17 protein-coding genes are annotated in these 19181 nt (G+C 67.6%); 4 read left to right on the top strand and 13 right to left on the bottom strand.

The annotated features are described in order from the left end of the window. Positions 1-62 precede the first annotated feature (62 nt). Positions 63-1811, bottom strand: a complete 1749-nt coding sequence (locus tag ACFRAH_RS07705) for a DUF222 domain-containing protein (protein WP_377990321.1) — start codon at positions 1809-1811, stop codon at positions 63-65. A gap of 408 nt (positions 1812-2219) precedes the next feature. On the opposite strand from ACFRAH_RS07705, the gene ACFRAH_RS07700 reads away from it, so the two are divergent. The 4 genes from ACFRAH_RS07700 to ACFRAH_RS07685 all read left to right on the top strand — a co-directional run bounded on the left by ACFRAH_RS07700 (position 2220) and on the right by ACFRAH_RS07685 (position 6504). Next, complete coding sequence (locus ACFRAH_RS07700) at positions 2220-2876, top strand: GntR family transcriptional regulator (protein WP_377990320.1); 657 nt, start codon at positions 2220-2222, stop codon at positions 2874-2876. Further along, the gene (locus ACFRAH_RS07695) at positions 2869-4389 is read left to right on the top strand and encodes an MmgE/PrpD family protein (RefSeq protein WP_377990319.1); all 1521 of its coding nucleotides are present in this window, start codon (positions 2869-2871) and stop codon (positions 4387-4389) included. The genes ACFRAH_RS07700 and ACFRAH_RS07695 overlap by 8 nt, the downstream gene beginning before the upstream one ends. Then, positions 4390-5295 carry a methylisocitrate lyase gene (gene prpB, locus ACFRAH_RS07690; protein ID WP_377990318.1) on the top strand — a complete coding sequence of 302 codons (906 nt, stop codon included), beginning with the start codon at positions 4390-4392 and terminating at the stop codon, positions 5293-5295. It abuts the gene before it with no gap. Positions 5296-5364: 69 nt separating this feature from the next. Next, on the top strand, positions 5365-6504 hold the full coding sequence (locus ACFRAH_RS07685; RefSeq protein WP_377990317.1) for a bifunctional 2-methylcitrate synthase/citrate synthase: 1140 nt from the start codon (positions 5365-5367) through the stop codon (positions 6502-6504). A 90-nt stretch (positions 6505-6594) separates the two neighbouring features. On the opposite strand, the gene ACFRAH_RS07680 is transcribed toward ACFRAH_RS07685, so the two are convergent. The 12 genes from ACFRAH_RS07680 to ACFRAH_RS07625 all read right to left on the bottom strand — a co-directional run. Further along, positions 6595-8097 carry a hypothetical protein gene (locus ACFRAH_RS07680; protein ID WP_377990316.1) on the bottom strand — a complete coding sequence of 501 codons (1503 nt, stop codon included), beginning with the start codon at positions 8095-8097 and terminating at the stop codon, positions 6595-6597. A 1-nt stretch (position 8098) separates the two neighbouring features. Further along, positions 8099-8638: an RNA polymerase sigma factor gene (locus ACFRAH_RS07675; protein WP_377990315.1), complete on the bottom strand. Its 540-nt coding sequence runs from the start codon at positions 8636-8638 to the stop codon at positions 8099-8101. A gap of 74 nt (positions 8639-8712) precedes the next feature. After that, positions 8713-9204 carry an 8-oxo-dGTP diphosphatase gene (locus tag ACFRAH_RS07670; RefSeq protein WP_377990314.1) on the bottom strand — a complete coding sequence of 164 codons (492 nt, stop codon included), beginning with the start codon at positions 9202-9204 and terminating at the stop codon, positions 8713-8715. A gap of 57 nt (positions 9205-9261) precedes the next feature. Continuing rightward, on the bottom strand, positions 9262-10302 hold the full coding sequence (gene xerD / locus ACFRAH_RS07665; protein ID WP_377990313.1) for a site-specific tyrosine recombinase XerD: 1041 nt from the start codon (positions 10300-10302) through the stop codon (positions 9262-9264). Then, a complete protein-coding gene (locus ACFRAH_RS07660) occupies positions 10302-10964 on the bottom strand; it encodes an NUDIX domain-containing protein (RefSeq protein WP_377990312.1) in 663 nt (220 codons plus the stop codon). The genes xerD and ACFRAH_RS07660 overlap by 1 nt, the downstream gene beginning before the upstream one ends. A gap of 35 nt (positions 10965-10999) precedes the next feature. Further along, positions 11000-12757 (bottom strand): CTP synthase, encoded by a 1758-nt coding sequence (locus ACFRAH_RS07655; protein ID WP_377990311.1) that lies wholly within the window; start codon positions 12755-12757, stop codon positions 11000-11002. Between the two features lie 108 nt (positions 12758-12865). Continuing rightward, on the bottom strand, positions 12866-14605 hold the full coding sequence (recN, locus tag ACFRAH_RS07650; RefSeq protein WP_377990310.1) for a DNA repair protein RecN: 1740 nt from the start codon (positions 14603-14605) through the stop codon (positions 12866-12868). Between the two features lie 3 nt (positions 14606-14608). Further along, positions 14609-15634 (bottom strand): NAD kinase, encoded by a 1026-nt coding sequence (locus ACFRAH_RS07645; protein ID WP_377990309.1) that lies wholly within the window; start codon positions 15632-15634, stop codon positions 14609-14611. Between the two features lie 13 nt (positions 15635-15647). Then, positions 15648-16460 (bottom strand): TlyA family RNA methyltransferase, encoded by an 813-nt coding sequence (locus ACFRAH_RS07640; RefSeq protein ID WP_377990308.1) that lies wholly within the window; start codon positions 16458-16460, stop codon positions 15648-15650. A 2-nt stretch (positions 16461-16462) separates the two neighbouring features. Then, positions 16463-16723: a hypothetical protein gene (locus ACFRAH_RS07635; RefSeq protein WP_377990307.1), complete on the bottom strand. Its 261-nt coding sequence runs from the start codon at positions 16721-16723 to the stop codon at positions 16463-16465. Positions 16724-16732: 9 nt separating this feature from the next. Continuing rightward, positions 16733-17725, bottom strand: a complete 993-nt coding sequence (locus ACFRAH_RS07630; protein ID WP_377990306.1) for an HAD-IIA family hydrolase — start codon at positions 17723-17725, stop codon at positions 16733-16735. Between the two features lie 6 nt (positions 17726-17731). Further along, on the bottom strand, positions 17732-19181 hold a 1450-nt coding region (locus ACFRAH_RS07625; RefSeq protein WP_377990305.1), incomplete at its 5' end, for a hypothetical protein.

The raw sequence follows: 19181 nt of genomic DNA, 5'->3' as shown, positions 1-19181 counted from the left end.
CTGAGACATTTCAAGGCCTACAAACCTGAATACAGAGCAGGCACTGGAATGTGGACCGACCATTAGGCAGCCGTGGGTGAGGACCAGTAGGGCCAGGGATCCTCAGGAAGTGGTGGTTCGGAACTTTCGAGAGCCATCGCGCTCTCGAAACCGTCAAGGTTCTTGGGAGCTTCTGATGATTGGGGACCTTCGTAACCGGCCACGCGTGAGTAGCCGTAGAACCCGTCCAGGTTATCGGGATCCGCTGGCGGATCCGGAGGGCCGAGCCAGCCCGGCGGTTCTGGTAAGGCTTGTTCGGGCAGCGCGTCGAACCAGCCCGGCGGCTCTGCCAAGTCCTGGTCGAGCGGCGCGTCCGAACGATCTTGAGCTGATGGCAGGTCCGACCAATCTGGACCGGACGCTGATACCGGCCAGATCGGTGGTTCCCAGTCCTGCTGTTCGGCAGAGTAGTGGCGTCCCGCCGGGGAGATCCAGCCGGGCGGCTTCTCACGGGTGGCGCCGACCGGTCTCCACGCGGTCGCGTGTTTGACGCGGTGGTGTTTGGGGCAGGGCTGGCCGAGGTTGGCGACGCCGGTGCCGCCGCCGTCGGCCCAGGCGAGGATGTGGTCGGCGTCGTTGTCGAGGGAGTGGTTGTTGCAGCCGGGGAACGTGCATTTGGCGTCCCGCAGCCGCAGCCATTGGCGCATCGGTTTGGTGAGTCGGTAGCTGGTGCGCCCGATCTCCAACGGTGCCCCGTCCCGGGGGTCGGTCAGGACCCGCAGGAACGATGTTGCGCCGTTGGCGACCAGCCGGCGGGCCATCGAGGCCGGGATCGGCCCGTACCCGTCGAGTGTGGCCGGTTCCTCGGTCTGGCCGAGCAGCGAGAACACCGGAACCGTGACCAGGACCTGCGCCGCCGGGGACGGCACGCCACCGGCCGGCATCCCACCGGCAAGGATGGACCCTGCGCGGGTGCCGTCCACTCCCGCGGCCGGGCCAAGCAGCCAGGCGGAAGCGACATCAGCCCGCAGCTGAGTCAGGGTCCGGGTTTCGGTAGGCCCCTGAAGCCCACGCGCCGCGGCGGTGGCACGGTTCCAGATCCCGGCGGCCTGGTCCGCGGGCAGATACGCCGATATCCACGCCATGCCATCCCGATCCGGGTTGAACTCCAGCCGCCGGTCCTTGGCACTGTTCCGGTGGCGGGTTTCGATGCTCTCCTGATGGTGCCGTTCCCGCCAATACCGTGCCCTCGCCCGGAACCTCGCCGGTAACAGCTCCCCGGCCGGGCAACCCCGGGCCGGGTTGGGAACGCCCGGGTCCAGGAAGTGCGCCTCAAAAGCCGCCGCGGCCACCGGGTCCAGCCCGTCGGTTTCGTCGCACATGATCCGGGCGTGCTGCCACGAAATGTTCCCCGCCTGCAGCGCTGCCAGCGTCACCGGCAGCCTCGTGCTCAGCCTGCCCGATTCAACCAGCAACCGTGCCGCCGCCCCTTCGCTTACGGTCAGCGAACCGGCCACCTCCGCCGTCACCGACATCTGCCGGACGGTAACAGCCTGCGGGCTTGCACCCGGAGCCGCCATCGCCGCGTCCGCCGCCACGTATCCGGTGGCGAGCTGCACCTTCACGGACGCCAGCCGGGCTTCCATCCCGGCCACCCCGGTCAGGCCGTCCAGGAACGCCGTCGCCTGCTCTCCAAGCGGGTCAACGTCATCCGACAGCGAATCAGCGCCCGCACCGGCAGGATCAGCAGTCCTGCGCAGCTCCGCAGCCAGCGCCAAAGCAGAGGCACTAATAGCCTCCAACGCCTCCGCAGCAGCCGTGCTGTTATCCATACCCACAGTATGAGAGGGGGCACTGACATTCTTGGCCGCGCCATCGATGGTGTTCCCGCTGAGCCAGTCACCGCCGTCGTTCCCTGCCGCAGAAGCCAACCCGCCGGCACGCGGGCCTACGGCCCGATGAGCGGTGGGTCCCCCGATAGCTTCCATAGACCCATTGTGATCCGGGGCACTGACATTCCTACCGACCCTGCCGCAGACAGGGCCACAACCGTCCGCCCGGAGGCCACCCTCGCCAGCTGCAACGGAACCAACCCTTCGCTGCACCACTCGCGTCCAACCTCGGATTCTTCGTGTGTATACACAAGCGCCTATAGCGCCTAGACTATCGCGCAGAATGCTAGGCAAAGCCGGTGCTTGTGTATACACTCAAGTTAAATACAAGCGAGGAGAGGAGGCGGGATGCGCGCGAGTGACAGGGCCTACGCCGCACTGCGCGATGACATCATCGAATGGCGCCTCCTCCCCGGGACGGTGCTCGCCGAGGTCGAGCAGTCCGCACGGCTGGGAATCTCCCGGACACCGCTCCGCGAGGCCCTGAGCCGGCTGACGGCGGAAGGGCTGGCGGCGCCGGGCGGCCGCGGCGTCGTCGTCACCGATATCTCACTGGACGACATCGACGAGCTGTTCGAACTCCGCGAAACGCTCGAGGGCAAGGCCGCCGCGCTGGCCGCAAAACGCGGCGATACCGGCGTTTTCCGGGCATTGCAGGAAGAACTGCTGGCGGCGCCTGCGCTGCTGGACTCCCCCGATCCCGCCCGGCACGAGTATTACGAGCTCGTCAGCCGCCTGGATGCCGCCATCGACGAGGCCATCTCCAACTCATACCTTGCACAGGCCATGCGGAGCCTGCGCGTCCACCTGGTCCGGGTCCGCAGGCTGGCCGCGGACGACCAGGCCCGGCTGACCGCCGCCGCAGCCGAACATGCCGCCATCGCCGAAGCCATCGCTGAAGGCAACCCGCGGCTGGCCGAAGCGGCCACCACGGTCCACCTGCACCGCAGTCTTTCGCACGTCAAAGCCGCCCACACATCCGCCCAGAAGGAGCCCCATGGTTAAGGAACACCACGTCCGCGTCTACAAGAGCGAGGAAAACCTCCCGCGCGAACAGCAGCTGGCCCACAAGATCGCAGTGGTGGCAGCCGACCCGGTGGCGGTCACCAACGATGTCACGGAGATGGTCATCAACCGCATCATCGACAACGCCTCCGTGGCCGTTGCCTCGCTGAACCGCGCCCCGATCGTAGCTGCGCGGGCCCAGGCCCTCACGCACGGCCCGTCCAGCGGCGGCAAAGGGGCCATGGTGTTCGGCATCGGCGAGCGCGTCTCCCCGGAGTGGGCAGCCTGGGCCAACGGCGTGGCCGTCCGGGAACTGGACTACCACGACACGTTCCTCGCCGCGGACTACTCCCACCCCGGCGACAACATCCCGCCGATCCTCGCCGTCGCCCAGCACGTCGGCTCCAGCGGCAAGGACCTGATCCGCGGCATCGCCACCGGCTACGAGATCCAGGTGAACCTGGTGAAGGCGATCTGCCTGCACAAGCACAAGATCGACCACGTGGCCCACCTCGGCCCGTCCGCAGCCGCCGGCATCGGCACGCTGCTCGGCCTGGACGTCGAGACCATCTTCCAGTCCGTGGGCCAGGCCCTGCACACCACCACGGCCACCCGCCAGTCCCGCAAGGGCGAGATCTCCACCTGGAAGGCGCACGCACCGGCCTTCGCCGCCAAAATGGCGATCGAGGCAGTGGACAGGTCCATGCGCGGGCAGACCTCCCCCGTCCCGATCTATGAAGGCGAGGACGGCGTGATCGCGTGGATGCTGGACGGCCCGGACGCCTCCTACGAGGTTCCGCTGCCCGAAGCCGGCGAGGCCAAGCGCGCAATCCTGGACACCTACACCAAGGAGCATTCGGCCGAGTACCAGGCCCAGGCATGGATCGACCTCGCCCGCAAGCTCAACCGGGAGCACCCCGAGGCAACCGATCCGGCGAATGTGAAGTCCGTCCTGATCAAGACGAGCCACCACACCCACTACGTGATTGGCTCCGGCGCCAACGATCCGCAGAAGTACAGCCCCACCGCCAGCCGGGAAACCCTGGACCACTCCATCCCGTACATCTTCACCGTCGCACTGCAGGACGGGGCCTGGCACCACGTGGACTCCTACTCCCCCGAACGCGCCGCCCGCCCGGACACGGTGGAGCTGTGGCAGAAGGTCTCCACTGTGGAGGATCCGGAGTGGACCCGCCGGTACCACTCGCTGGACATCTCGGAGAAGGCGTTCGGCGGTTCCGTGGAGATCACCCTTACGGACGGCACCGTCATCCGCGACGAGATCGCCGTGGCGGACGCCCACCCCCTCGGCGCCCGGCCGTTCACCCGTGAACAGTACGTGAACAAGTTCCGCACCCTGGCCAAGGGCATCGTCACGGAGGATGAAATCGAAAGGTTCCTGGCCGCCGTCGAACGCCTTCCCGAACTGGCCGCCGGCGAACTCGACCAGCTGAACATCACAGCGGCCCCGGGCATCATCGACTTCAGCGCCGCGCCCAAGGGGCTGTTCTAAATGCTGTACTCCACCGCCACCCCGGAGCAGAAGCGCCTCAAGTTCAGGGAATTGCTCAGCTCCGGAACCGTCCAGCAGTTCCCCGGGGCGTTCAACCCGCTCTCCGCCCGGCTGATCGAGGAGAAAGGCTTCGCCGGGGTGTACATCTCGGGCGCTGTCCTGGCCAATGACCTTGGCCTGCCGGACATTGGCCTCACCACCCTGACCGAAGTCGCCACCCGGGCGGGGCAGATCGCCCGCATGACCGACCTGCCGGCCATCGTGGACGCGGACACCGGATTCGGCGAGCCCATGAACGTTGCCCGCAGCGTCCAGGAACTCGAAAACGCCGGGCTCGCCGGCTGCCACATCGAAGACCAGTTCAACCCCAAACGCTGCGGCCACCTCGACGGCAAGAACGTCGTGGACCTGGACACCGCCACCAAGCGGATCAGGGCAGCAGCCAATGCCCGTCGGGACCCGAACTTCCTGATCATGGCCCGCACGGACATCCGTGCGGTGGAAGGGCTGGACGCGGCGAAGGACCGTGCCAGGGCCCTCGTCGAGGCCGGCGCCGACGCGATCTTCCCCGAAGCCATGAAGGACCTCGCCGAGTTCCAGGCCATCCGTGATGCGGTGGACGTGCCGATCCTGGCCAACATGACCGAGTTCGGCAAGAGCGACCTGTTCACCGTGGACCAGCTGCAGGAAGTCGGCGTCAACATGGTGATTTATCCCGTCACGCTGCTCCGTAGTGCCATGGGGGCGGCTGAGCGTACTCTGGACTCAATTAGGGCAGACGGAACGCAGGAGGCACAGGTAGGGAGCATGCTGACGCGCGCGCGGCTGTATGACCTGGTGGATTACGAGGCCTACAACCGCTTTGATACCGGTGTCTTCAACTTCCGGATTCCCGGAAGCGACTGACGCCCATATCCCGCAGGACCACCGGCCGGTCCGGCCGGTTATCGGACGCAAGGAACGAAGGAGTTCAGCATGGCTGACGTAGACATCAAGAAGGGCCTCGACGGCGTAGTGGTGGACTACACCGCTGTCTCGAAGGTCAATCCCGACACGAACTCACTGCTGTACCGCGGCTACCCCGTTCAGGAGCTCGCCGCCAGGTGCAGCTTCGAAGAGGTGGCTTACCTGCTGTGGAACGGCGAGCTGCCGTCCTCCGCCGAGCTCAGTGACTTTACGGCCCGCGAGCGCGCGGGCCGGCGGCTGGATCCCGTGGTCAAGCAGGTGGTTGACACCCTGCCGACGACGGCCCACCCCATGGATGTCTGCCGAACCGCCGCATCGGTGATGGGTGCCCGGCACGAGCTCGCGGAGGATTCCTCCCGCGAGGCCAACATGGCCAAGGCCCTGGACCTGTTTGCCGCGATGCCGGCGGTGGTGGCGTACGACCAGCGGCGGCGGCGCGGCCAGGAACTCATCGAGCCGCGGGACGACCTCGGCTACTCGGCCAACTTCCTGTGGATGACGTTCGGCGAGGAGGCCGTCGCCGAGGTGGTGGAGGCCTTCAACGTCTCCATGATTCTTTACGCCGAGCACTCCTTTAACGCCTCCACCTTCACCGGGCGCGTCATCATGTCCACGTTGTCGGACCTCCATTCGGCGGTGACCGGCGCCATCGGTGCGCTCAAGGGGCCGCTGCACGGCGGAGCCAACGAGGCCGTCATGCACACCTTCGACGAGATCGGGATCCGGCCCGAGGAGTCCCTCGAGGAGGCCGCGGACCGCGCCAAGACATGGATGGAGAACGCCCTCGCCCAGAAGAAGAAGGTCATGGGCTTCGGACACCGGGTCTACAAGCACGGCGATTCCCGCGTGCCCACCATGAAGGCCGCCCTCGACAAGATGATTGCCCACTTCGGCCGGCCCGAGCTGCTGGGCCTGTACAACGGCCTCGAATCGGCCATGGACGAGGCCAAGGGCATCAAGCCGAACCTCGACTATCCGGCCGGCCCCACCTACCACCTCATGGGCTTCGACACGAACATGTTCACGCCCCTGTTCGTCGCCAGCCGCATCACCGGCTGGACCGCCCACTTCATGGAGCAGCTGAACGCGAACTCACTCATCCGCCCACTGAGCGCCTACAACGGTCCGGACGAACGGCACGTGCCGTAGTCCCTCGCCTGTAACGCGTACGACGCCGGGCCGGTCACCTTTCGGTGGCCGGCCCGGCGTTGCTTAGGGTTGGGTCAGCTTAGGGCACCATTAGGAGCTGATGTCCAGGCTCTGGATCATGGCCTTCAGCTTCTTGTACAGCGGCGTCTCAACGTAGGCCCTGGCTTCGGCCATGCTGGTGAACGTCGGCTCGGCGGGATCCTGCACCGCCCGGTCCGCGAAGGACAGAATCCCCGTAGGGGTTCCGGTCACGAGCGTGTACATGAGGCAATTGTCGCTGACGGAACCGCTGTCCTGGTCCACCAGCCCCAGCTGGTAACTGAATCCCTCGCCGAGCGGGGTCCTGTCCATTACCCGGTAGGAAAACCGCACGCCGCGCTGCACGGCCCATTCTGCGGTGAGGGACGATTTCCCGGAGTCGAGCTCAGTGATCTTGTACGTTCCAGCCGTGCAGGCGCCACCGAGGCCGCCCGCAGCACTGTGCTGGAAACTCGCCTTGACCTTGCCGGTCTCGTCCGACACCCTGATTCCCGTCCCCGGGTGGTCCGGCGTTCCGACGGGGACATCCTTCGCGGTCCAGCCCCCGGGAAGAAGGAAGCTGGCCTTCCCGTCCCCGCTGGTGAAGCGCTTGTTGGTTGCCGCGGCTGTGTTGACCGGCTGCAGCGCCAGGGAGATCAGCATGCGCTTGACGTCCTGATACTCCTGCGTGCCCATGTACGCCTTGGCCTCGGCAACGGAGTTGAACGTAAGCGGAGCGTCATTTCCGTCGGCCGTGAGCCATGTGGTGTCGCCGAACTGCGCGAAGGGAACGTTGTCCGGGCCGAGGATGCCGTTGTACAAGCCACACGTCGTGGGCTGCGGAGCCAGGTCCCCGTCAGCCAGGGCGACGGATCCGTACACCTTGTCTCCTTGGATCACCCGGAAGACAAAGGCTGACGGGCCCTGCGGGTGTTCCTTGAGCTTCGCGGGCTTCTGCGGAATGTCGACGACCACCGAGTCGAGCGTCTGGTACGGCTTCGGGTCCGGGCACACCGGCCCACCGGCGGCGTCGTAGACCAACCGCAGGGTGGCCAGGGTCTTGCCGGCGGCATTCTTCACTTCGACGACGTTGTAGGCACCACCGTCGATGGTTTCCGGCATTTGGGATACCCGCCATCCCAGCGGGTGTTCAAAGGTTGCCTGGCCCGTGGCGTCCGTAAAGGTGGTCCACGTAACGGCTGCCGCAGTGCGGGTTGGCGTTGGCGTCGCTGTCGGTGTTGCGGTGGGTGTCGGCGTCGGAGTTCCTGTCGCCGGCAGGCTCGATTCAGACGGCACAACGGTGCCCGCAGGGTCAGGAGCCGATACCAGTGTTCCAAGGTTCGCGGCCACGAGCACCCCGGCGGTCACCGCCGCCGCAGCCAGGGTCAGCACACCGGCAACACGCGCCCGCCGCCTTTTCCGGTCCTCAAACCGCAGTACGTTCGCGGGCAGGCTGTCCGTAAACATCGGGGGGCCGCTGGTTACGCGCCGGAGGGCCGCATCGGCGTCGGGCATCGCGGCGGGGTCGTCGCGAAACGGGTCAGACCCGGAAATCAGGTTCTTGATCGGATCCATCTCATGCACCCATCTTCTGTGTGACTGAGTTCTGTTTACCCGGGTTCTGTTTTCCCGGGCGTGAAGTTACGGGCATTTGCTTGCGGAAGGCGGCCCTGGCACGGTGCAGGCGCACTTTGGCAGCAGCTTCGCTGCACTGCAGAACGCCGGCGATCTCCGCCATGCTCAACTCGTCCCAGTACGCCAATTGCAGGATGTCGCGCTCACTGTCGCGGAGCGCTGCCATGGCGTCGTGCACCACCAGGTCCTCGGAGTCCGCACCGGAGCGGAGCTCGGCGGACTCCCGGAGTTTCGTCTGCAGGGCCACCTGCCGGTCACGGCTCCGGTAGGCATTTCCGATCAGGTTCCGCGCCACGGTCAGCAGCCAGGCGATGTCCGGGTGCTGCTGCTCGTTCCATTTTTGCCAGACGACGCGGAACACGTCCGCTGCGAGCTCCTCTGCGAGCTCGGGCGATTCCACCCGCCGTCGCACGTATCTGTAAACCCGCGGATAGCTGTCCCTGTGAACGGCGATGAACGCCAGTTCGCGCTCCGAATCCACGTTGCCCCCAAACGTAAGAAGTAGTGCCCTGACCAGGCAGGCTAACCGTATAGTTTCCGCCAGGGAACGGACGGTTACACGGCCCGGAAAGAATATTCGGCCGAGGCCACGGTCTCATTGTCGTCGTTCAGGGTGATGACGGCATCGACGGTGTTCCCGGCCAGCGCCAGGGGCAGCCAGTGCTCCGCATCCTGCCACATGCGGTCCAGGGGAAGGGCGGAAACCAGGAACCACTCCGGAAAGATCTCGGAGCTCTCGACCGGCTCACCCGACCAGCGGCGGGTGGTGAACAGGCGGGTCGACATGTTCCAGTCAGGGCGGGCAGGAAACACGAATTCCACCTTGCCCGCATCGAACAGGTCCTGCTCGAGGACAACGACGCCGGCCTCCTCCAGGACCTCCCGGCACGCCGCCTGGGCATCGGTCTCGCCGGCCTCCACGTGGCCGCCGAGGCCGACGATTTTGCCCGTTCCGAAGCCGGTCCTCTTCAGGCCCAGAAGCACCTCGGGCCCGGCCTCCGGACGTTCCCGTAGCAGGAAGCAGAGGGTGACGGGCACGGAGGTCATGCAGACCAGCCTAAGCGCTGCCTGCCCTGTCCGCAGGTCCATCCCACAGGGCTGGGTCTATCCCAGCGCCCTGGGGTGCGCCGCCGCGTAGACTTCCCGCAGCGTGTCGGCGGTGACCAGCGTGTACACCTGCGTGGTGGTCACCGAGGCGTGCCCGAGCAGTTCCTGGACCACGCGGACGTCCGCGCCGCCTTCGAGCAGGTGGGTGGCGAAGGAGTGCCGGAGCGTATGCGGGGAAACATCCTTGGTGATGTTCGCCTTGTCCGCCGCGGCCTTCAGGATGGTCCAGGCGCTCTGCCGGCTGATGCGCCCGCCCCTGGCGTTGAGGAACAGCGCAGGGGTGCCCTTGCCCTTCCCCGCGAGCAGCGGCCGGCCCCGGACCAGGTAGGCGTCCAGGGCGCGGGCCGCGAAGGAACCCAGCGGCACGAGGCGCTCCTTGGAGCCCTTGCCGAACAGCCGCACGATCGCCGGTCCGGATTCGGCGGCCTGCACGGACAGGTCGTCCACGTCCAGGCCCACGGCTTCGCTGATCCGCGCTCCGGTGGAGTACAGGAACTCCAGCAGCGCCCGGTCCCGGAGGCCTGTTGCGGTGTCTGTGCCCGCTGCCTCCAGGATCCTGGTGACCTCGTCCACGGTGATGGCCTTGGGCAGCCGTCTGCCGGGCATTGGCGGGTGGACATCGCTGGCGGGGTCCGCCGTCGTCGTCCCTTCCAGCGCCCAAAAGCGGTGCAGCCCGCGGACGGCCACCACAGTCCGCGCCGCGGAGCGCACACCGAGCGGAGTGCCGCCGTCGGCGCCGTCGGAGAGCGCCTGGGCAAAGCCCGTCACGTGGTGGCGGGTGATGTCAGCCGGGCTGCTGAGGCCCTGCCCTGCGAGGTAGGCCGAATAGCGGGCGAGGTCGCGGCGGTACGCGGACAGGGTGTTTGCGGCGAGGCCCCGTTCCACTCCCATGTGCTGGAGGTAGTCGGTCACGCCGCGGTCAACCGCTGTGCGGGGCCGTTCCGGCGGTGCGGTTTCGGCGCCTGCCGCTGGCTTGGATACCGCCGTGTCCGCCTCGGCAGCCGGAGAATCCTCCGGTGCCGCCGTGTCCGTGGACATCAGCGCTGGCTGGGGTGCGCCGGCCAGTCGGCGTCGCCCGGCCGCAGTCCGCTGAAGCCGTCCGCCTTGGCGGCGGCAGCAGCGAGGATTCCGACGACGGCCGACGGGTTGTGCAGCCGCCCCTCCAGCACCGCGGCGACGGCGTCCGCGAGTGGGATCCAGTGCAGCTCGATTTCCGCCTCTTCATCCGTGCGGACGTGCAGCTCGTGATGCGGTACCTCGGTGAGGCCGCGGGCCAGGTAGATGCGGATCGCCTCGCTGGAGGAGCCGGGCGAATTGAAGAAGTCCACCAGGACATTCCAGTCGCTCGCTATCAGGTCCGCTTCCTCAGCGAGCTCGCGTGCTGCGCCCACCAGGAAGTCCTCTCCCTCGACGTCGAGCAGGCCTGCGGGAATCTCCCACAGGTCCATGCCCACGGGGTGGCGGTACTGCTTGATCAGCAGCACCTCGCCGTCGTCGTTCATGGGGAGCACAGCGACGGCACCGGGGTGTTCGATGTAGTCCCGGACCAGGGGGTTGCCCTCGGCGGTGAGCTTGAAGCTGTCGCTGACAACGTCCCAGATCCGGCCGTTGTAGACCCGCTCCCGGGAGAGCAGACGGCGCGGGCTCGGCGCATCCGAAACCTGCCGGCCAGCAGGGGTGTCTTCAGAATTACCGGGCATCGCGCCGTCCTTACTCTATGGGTGCTGTGGTTGTTCTACTCTGCGGCGGCTTCGCCAGTGGCGGCCGCAGCGGGTTCGAAACTGTTTCCGCCGGTGCCGCTCTGGTGGTCCAGGGCGGCCTTCACCAGTCCGGCGAAGAGCGGGTGCGGCCTGGTGGGCCGTGAGCTCAGTTCCGGGTGCGCCTGGGTGGCCACGTAGTACGGGTGGACCTCACGGGGCAGCTCCACATATTCCACCAGCTTGCCGTCCGGCGACGTGCCGGAGAACACCAGGCCCTCGGCGGCAATCTGGTCGCGGTACTTGTTGTTCACCTCGTACCGGTGGCGGTGGCGTTCGCTGACGGTGGTGGTGCCGTAGGTCTCGGCGATGACCGAGCCCTCGTCCAGCTTCGCCTCGTACAGGCCAAGGCGCATGGTGCCGCCGAGGTCGCCGCGGCCCTCGACGAATTCCAGCTGCTCTTCCATCGTGGCGATGACCGGGTACTTGGAATCGGGCTCGAACTCGCTGGAGGAGGCACCCTCCAGGCCAACGACGTTGCGGGCGTACTCGATGACCATGCACTGTAGGCCGAGGCACAGGCCCAGCACGGGTAGCCGAGACTCGCGGGCAAACTTCAGGGCGCCCAGCTTGCCTTCCAGGCCGCGGATGCCGAAGCCGCCCGGAACGCAGATCGCGTCCACGCCCTCGAGGGCGCGCACCGCACCCTCGTGGGTTTCACATTCATCGGAGGGCACCCAGCGGATCTTGACCTTGGCGTTGTTGGCGAAACCGCCGGCGCGCAGGGCCTCCGTGACGGAGAGGTAAGCGTCCGGGAGGTCGATGTACTTGCCCACCAGGGCAATTTCGACCTCGTGCTTGGGGTTGTGGACAGCCTCCAGGAGCTTGTCCCAGCTGGTCCAGTCCACGTCCTTGAACGGCAGGTCCAGCGCCCGGACGATGTACGAATCCAGGCCCTGCGTGTGCAGCGTCTTGGGGATGTCGTAGATGCTGGGGGCATCGGCGGCGTTGACCACGGCGTCGATGTCGACGTCGCACATGCGGCCGATCTTCTCACGCATGGCATCGGGGACTTCGCGGTCCGAGCGGATCACGATGGCTTCCGGCTGGATGCCGATGGAGCGGAGGGCCGCCACGGAATGCTGCGTCGGCTTGGTCTTCAGTTCCTGCGAGGGACCGATGTACGGGACCAGCGACACGTGGAGGAAGAACACGTTGGTCCGGCCGATGTCCTGGCGGACCTGGCGGGCCGACTCGAGGAAGGGCTGGGACTCGATATCGCCGACCGTGCCGCCGATTTCCGTGATGATGACGTCCGGGGCGTTCTTGCCTTCGGAGGGCAGCCGCATCCGGCGCTTGATCTCATCGGTGATGTGCGGGATGACCTGGACGGTGTCACCGAGGTATTCGCCGCGGCGTTCCTTGGCGATGACGGTGGAGTACACCTGGCCGGTGGTCACGTTGGCCGAGCCCTCGAGGTTCTCGTCGAGGAAGCGCTCGTAGTGTCCGATGTCGAGGTCGGTTTCAGCACCGTCGTCTGTGACGAAAACCTCGCCGTGCTGGAAGGGGTTCATCGTGCCCGGATCCACGTTCAGATAGGGATCGAGCTTCTGCATAGTTACTGACAAGCCGCGTGCCCGCAGCAGGTGTCCGAGGCTGGAGGCCGTCAGTCCCTTGCCTAGCGAGGACGCCACACCGCCGGTGACGAAGATGTGTTTGGTCGTCTTGGACGAGCCCGGGAACCGGGAATTTACACGGGAATTTGATCGCTGCACCACGGAATTCGAGCCTATCATCAATTGAGCCTTCCACGGATCGGGTATGCCTCCCCAAAGGCTTCAGTTTTCCCTGTCCAGGCGCTCCCGGCAAGGGTGGGCCGGCCGGAAGCCAGGCTCAGTCCGGACCTATGCCTGCTGCGGCAGGAGCTTGGCGTCGTCCAGGAGCTCCTGGGCGTGCGCCTGCGCGGTTTCGGAGTCCTCCTGGCCTGCCAGCATCCGGGCAAGTTCCTTGACCCGCTCAGCTTCGTCCAGCAACTGGACGTCGCTGGAGGTGAAGCCCTTGGCGGTGGAGCCGTCCGCGCCGCGCACCGAGTTTTTGGTCACACGGATGTGCTGGTCGGCGAACGCTGCCACCTGCGGCAGGTGCGTCACCACCAGGACCTGGACGTGGCGCGCCAGCATGGCCAGCCGGCGGCCAATCTCGACGGCGGCACGCCCGCCCACGCCGGCGTCGACTTCGTCGAAGACGAACGTGGGCACGGGGTCCACGGCCGCCAGCACCACCTCGATGGCCAGCATGACCCGGGAGAGCTCACCACCCGAAGCGCCCTTGCCCAGAGGCCGGGCGGGAGCGCCCGAGTGCGGCTGCAGCAGGAAGGAGATCTCGTCCCCGCCGTGGGGTCCCAGCTGGGCCGCTGCCTCGATGGTGATCACCAGGGTGGCGTCGGCCATGGCGAGGGCCTTCAGCTCGGCGCTGACCCGGGCGGAAAGGTCCTTGGCGGCCTTGGCGCGGACCTTGCTGATAGCCGCGGCCTGCTTCTTCAGCTCGGCAGCCGCCCTGGTTACCTCTGCCTCAAGGTTTTCGATCCGGGTGGAGTCGCCCTGCAGTTCGTCAAAGCGGGCCCGGGCGTTCTCCGCCCATTCGAGGACCTCGTCAATGCTCGGCGCGTACTTCCGAACCAGCTTGGCCAGTGATGCCCGGCGTTCCTCAATCTCGGCCAGGCGCTCCGGCCCCTCCGTGTCCAGCCCGGCCTGGTAGCTGGCCAGCTCCGTGGCGATGTCGTTGAGCAGGAATCCCACCTCGGCGAGGCGGGCGGCTGCCGATCCGAGTTCCTCGTCGTGTTCGGCCACGTGCTCCAGGGTCCGCTTGGCAGCGTCCACGAGCGACGTCGCATCGCCGGCCTCGCCGAAGTCCTCGGCGATGAGGGCCTGGTGCGCGGTGCTGGCGGCGATCCGGAGTTCCTCGACGTTGGCCAGCTTCACCGACTCGGCCTTGAGGGCCTCGTCCTCCCCCGCCTGCGGGTCAACGGCATCGATCTCCGCCAGCGCGGCCTCCAGGGACTCGGCCTCGCGGAGCCGCTCCCGCTCCGCACTGCGGAGTGAGTCGAGCTCTGCCTGGCTGGATTTCCAGGAGCTGTAGAGGTCCTGGAATCCGGCGAGCGTCGACGCCAGCCCGTCCCCCGCGAACTTATCGAGGGCCTCGCGCTGGGCCGCGGCGCCCTTGAGCCGGATCTGGTCCGTCTGCCCGTGCACCACCACCAGCGACTCACCGATTTCGGCCAGCACACCCACCGGTGCGGCCCGGCCGCCGAGGAAAGCCCGGCTTCGTCCATCGGCACCCAGGCGCCGCGACAGCAGCAGTTCCGCGCCGCCGTCGTACTCTTCAACCTCGGCCCCGGCGTCCCTGGCGCGTTCCAGCGCAAGGTGCCCGGATTGCAGCTGCACCACCGCTTCCGCGGAGGCGCTCTTCGCGCCGCTGCGCACGGCACCGGCGTCCGACCGGGCTCCCAGCAGCAGCCCGACGGCGGTGACCACCATGGTCTTGCCGGCACCGGTCTCGCCGGTGACCACGCTGAGCCCGGGGCCCAAGGGCAGCGTGGCGTCGGTGATGACGCCGAGATCGCGGATTCTCAGTTCTTCAAGCATGATTCACTTTTCAGTCGGAGGATCGGATTCTGAACCGGATTCGTGCGGCCGAAGGCCTGAGGGCGGCACCATGGTCCGGGGCGTGCGGACGATCGGCACGGGACCGGTGTGGATCTCCCCGGACTGCGGGACGGGCCCGCGCCAGCCATGGATGGGAAGCTCAAACTTGCGGACCAGCCGCGCCGAGAACGGCGTCTGGTGTGTACGGGCCAGGCGGACGGGGGTGGCGGACCGGGTGACCTCCACGCGGGCGCCGGGCGGCAGGTCCACGGAACGCCTGCCGTCACACCAGAGCACGCCCAGGGCGTCCGTCCGGTTGAGGACTTCAACGGCCAGCCGGGACCGGGGTGAAACCACCAACGGCTTGGCGAAGAGGGCATGCGCGCTGATGGGCACGATCAGGAGGGCTTCCACCTCAGGCCACACCACCGGACCGCCGGCTGAGAACGCGTAGGCGGTGGAGCCGGTGGGCGTCGCGAGCACCACGCCGTCGCAGCCGAAGGAGGTCAGGGGGCGCTCGTCCACTTCGGTGACCAGTTCGAGCATGCGCTCCCGGTCGCCTTTTTCGATGGCGGCCTCGTTCAGGGCCCAGGTGTGCCAGATCTTTTGGCCACGGACCCAGACCTGGACGTCGATGGTCATGCGCTCCTCCACCGTGTATTCACGGCTGGCGATCCATTCGACTGTCTGTGCGAGGTCTGCACGCTCGCTCTCGGCGAGGAAACCGACGTGGCCGAGGTTCACGCCCAGCAGCGGCACGTCCACTTCGCGGACCAGCTCGGCCGCCCGCAGGATGGTCCCGTCGCCGCCCAGCACCATGACCAGTTCGACGTCGGGAAGCTGGATATGGTCGTGCAGGATTTCGACCGGCTGCTCCATCTGCCCGAAGAAGCCCTCCATGTCGGCCAGTTCGGACTTCTGCATGACGGGGATGATGCCGGACGCGTGGAGCTGGGCACACGCCTCCCAGGCCGCCTTTAGGGATTCCTCGCGGCCGGTGTGGGCAAGTACCAGTACACGCCTGCTCATCGCGTTCCGCTCTCTAGTGGTTCGGCCAGATCTTTCCCAGCAACGCAGCCACGGCTGCGTCCCGCTCTTCGATCTTAGGCAAGTCTTCGGACATTCTTTGCGTTATCCACAGGAAGTACTCGACATTTCCGTCCTGGCCGGGCAACGGGCTGGTGGCCAGCCCCCGCAGTTCCAGTCCGGCGTCGAGCGCCGCCCCCGCCACTTTACCGACAGCCAGGCGCCGTTCGCGCTCCGACGTGACCACTCCCGTACGGGCGAGCCGCTCCTTGCCGATCTCGAACTGGGGCTTGACCATGAGCACCAGGTCGCCGCCCGGGGCGGTACAGACAGCCAGCGGGGCCAGCACCAGCGTGAGCGAAATGAAGGACAGGTCGGCAACCGTGACCTGTGCCGGGCCGCCGATCTGACCGGGGTCCATGTAGCGGACGTTCAGCCCCTCGTGCACGCTGACGCGCGGATCGCTGCGGAGCTGCGGCACCAGCTGGCCGTGCCCGACGTCGACCGCCACCACGTGCGCGGCGCCCCGCCGCAGCAGGACGTCGGTAAAGCCGCCTGTGGAGGCGCCGGCGTCGAGGCACCGTTTGCCTTCGACGGCGACGGCGGGGAACGCGTCAAGCGCGCCAGCCAGTTTGTGGCCGGCCCGGCTGACGTATGCGTCGGTCGCATCTTCCGCGACGCTCAGCTCACGGTCGTCGCCGACCTGCAGCGACGCTTTGGCGAGGACATCGCCGGCGGAGGACACTTTCCCCTCGGCGATCAGCCGGGCGGCGTGCGTGCGGGACCGCGCCAGTCCCCTGCTGACGAGCAGTTGGTCGAGTCTGGGCATGGTCAGGCGGCACCCGGGCCGGGCCGCGGCTCTTCGTGCTGCGGCTCTTCATTCAGTGCTGCCAGCAAGGCGTCATGCATGCCCGCATAGGCGTCCGGGTGCTCCGAAACCGGGAGCCCGGGAACCTCTCGGACCCGGTCCAGGATGGCCCGGACAGCGGAGTCGGCGACTCCGCTGTCCGGGCCATTGCCGGGCACCTCCGGCATTGGCCACGTGACGTCCGGAGCCGCAGCGTCTGATGCGTCGTTATTCAACTCGGGCATGGCACCAGTCTATTGATCCAGCCATTCGAGCTCGGGAGCCGTGGCGCGGTCGGCGTCGGGCCGGGCCGTCCACCATGCGGCGCATGCCGCGCGCCACGAATCGAGGTTGTCCTTGGCCCCGGTGATCCGGACGGCATCGCCGTCCACGGTGGCCGCAGCATCCCCGCAACGGAACGTCCCGCCGTCGTTATCAATGTCCGGATACGGCTGGTAGAGACCCGGCAGGTCCTGGATGATGTAGCGCGGCCGTTCGTCGGTCCGGGCGGCCAGCATGCTTTCCAGGGTGTCGATGCCGGTCAGCACGGCCACCGTGGCAAAGCCGGCCCGGTTGCCGCCCAGGATGTCGGTGTCGAGGCGGTCGCCCACAACCAGCGGCCGGTCCGAAGACAGCCGCTTGGCCGCGGCGTGGAACAGCGGAGCCTCCGGTTTTCCCGCGACGAGGGGTTGCCGGCCGGTTGCGGCCGCCACCGCCGCCACGAGGGACCCGTTGCCCGGCGCGGTTCCCCGGGTCTGCGGGAGAGTCATGTCGGTGTTCGTCGCAACCCACAGCACGTCTCCATCCGCCAGGACGAAGGACGCTTCGGCGAGCTCTTTCCAGCCGATCGCAGGGTTGAAGCCCTGCACCACGGCCACGGGATTCTCCTCGGCGCTGTGCACCGGCTTCAGGCCAACAAGCTCGACCTCGTGGGCCAGCGCCGGGCTGCCGGTAATGAGCACGGCGGCGCCCGGGGACAGCAGGGACGCCAGCAGGTCAGCCCCGGCCTGGGAGGAGCTCACCACCTGGTGGTCCTCCGCGGGGGCGCCAAGTTCGCGCAGGTGGGCCGCCACCTGCGCCGGGGTCCGGGAGGCGTTGTTGGTGACATAACCGAGCCCGACGCCGATCCCGTCCAGGCGCTGCAGGGATTCCACAGCTCCGGGGATGGCGTGGGGACCCCGGTAGACCACCCCGTCCAGGTCGGCCAGCAGGGCGTCGAACCGCGAAATCAGTTGGGCATCGCTCATGAGTATTTAGTCCTCCGCGCCGTTCCGGCGCCCGTCGGCGTCCTGCTGTCCGGTGTGTTCCGCGTCCTGGGCCTCGGCGTCCTCTACCGCGTCCTCGTCGGGCTCTGCGGAATCTTCGTCAGACTCGGCGTCGTCGGACTCGAAGTAGTCAGCTTCCGCGTCGTCGAGGTTTTCATCCGCCGCGTCCGATGAGGGGCGCTGGGCGGCGGCTTCCTCCTCGGCACTGATCCCGGTGGCCGCCTGGCCGTCGGAAGACCCGCTTCCGTCCTGAGCTGCCGTGCCTGCGGCCTGCGCAATGCGCTTCCGGCGTTCGGCTTCCTCCCGGGCTTCCTCTTCCTCGTCCCAGCCAAGGTCGATGATGTCCGGTTCCTCGGCAATGCCCAGCCCCAGGGCTTCTTCCGCCACGACGGCCTGCCGCTGCCACTTTTCGGCCTCGGCTTCGCGGCCGACGGCGGTCAGGGCGTCAGCATATGCGCGGAACAGGCGCGGGCTGTAGGAGAAGGCGCGGTTGATGTCCAGCTGCGGGATCTCCAGCTCCGCAACTGCGGCGTCCGGCTGGCCAAGGTCGGCGCGGGCACCGGAGGCGACAATCGCCAGCTCCACCTTGCCGGGCGCGTCGAGGTCCTGGGCCTCCTCGGAACGGACCACGTCAAGGGCGCGGTCGGGCCGGCCGAGGCCGCGTTCGCAGTCGGCCATCACAGGCAGGTGGACGTTTGAACCGCTGATCCGCCGGTAGGTGCGGAATTCGCGCAGGGCCTCGCCGTAGTGCCCGGCGGCATACGCAGTGAGACCCACGGCCTCACGCACAGCGGCAAGGCGGCCTCCGCGGCGGCTGGCGGCGAGGGCGTGCTGGAACGCCAGTTCGGGCTCCTCGTCGATGAGCCGTCCGGCCATCACCAGGTGGCGGGCCACCCACTCTGCGCTCTTGGATTCCAGGGTCTTGATCTGGTGCTGCGTGGCGCGGTCGAGTTCCTTGCCCGTGACGTCCTCGTCGATTTCGGGCGAACGCTCACGGTCCGGGCGGTTGGCGCTGCGGAGGTCGCGGGCGTTGGGCACGCGGGCGGGACGGTCTTCTGCCCTGTCGCGGCCGAACTGGCGGGGGCCGGAGTCGCCGCGGTCAAAGCCGCGGGGTCCGCGGTCCTGCCGGTCACCACGGTCCTGCCAGCCACCACGGTCCTCGCGGGGTGCACGGTCCTGTCGGTCGCCGAAAGGCCTGCGGTTGTCTCCACCACCAAAGCTGCGGCGGTCGCCGTCGCCCTCGCGGCGCGGACGGTCACCAAACGGCTTACGGTCACGGTCACCGAACGGCTTACGCTCACCGCCGCCAAAACCGCGGCGATCGCCGTCGCCCTCGCGGCGCGGACGATCACCAAACGGCTTACGCTCACCGCCGCCAAAACCGCGGCGATCGCCGTCGCCCTCGCGGCGCGGACGGTCACCGAACGGCTTACGGTCA

The sequence above is a fragment of the Arthrobacter sp. NPDC056727 genome (assembly GCF_042790555.1).
In the GTDB taxonomy this organism is placed as follows: Bacteria; Actinomycetota; Actinomycetes; order Actinomycetales; family Micrococcaceae; genus Arthrobacter.
This window is presented reverse-complemented; position numbering and strand designations above follow the sequence as displayed.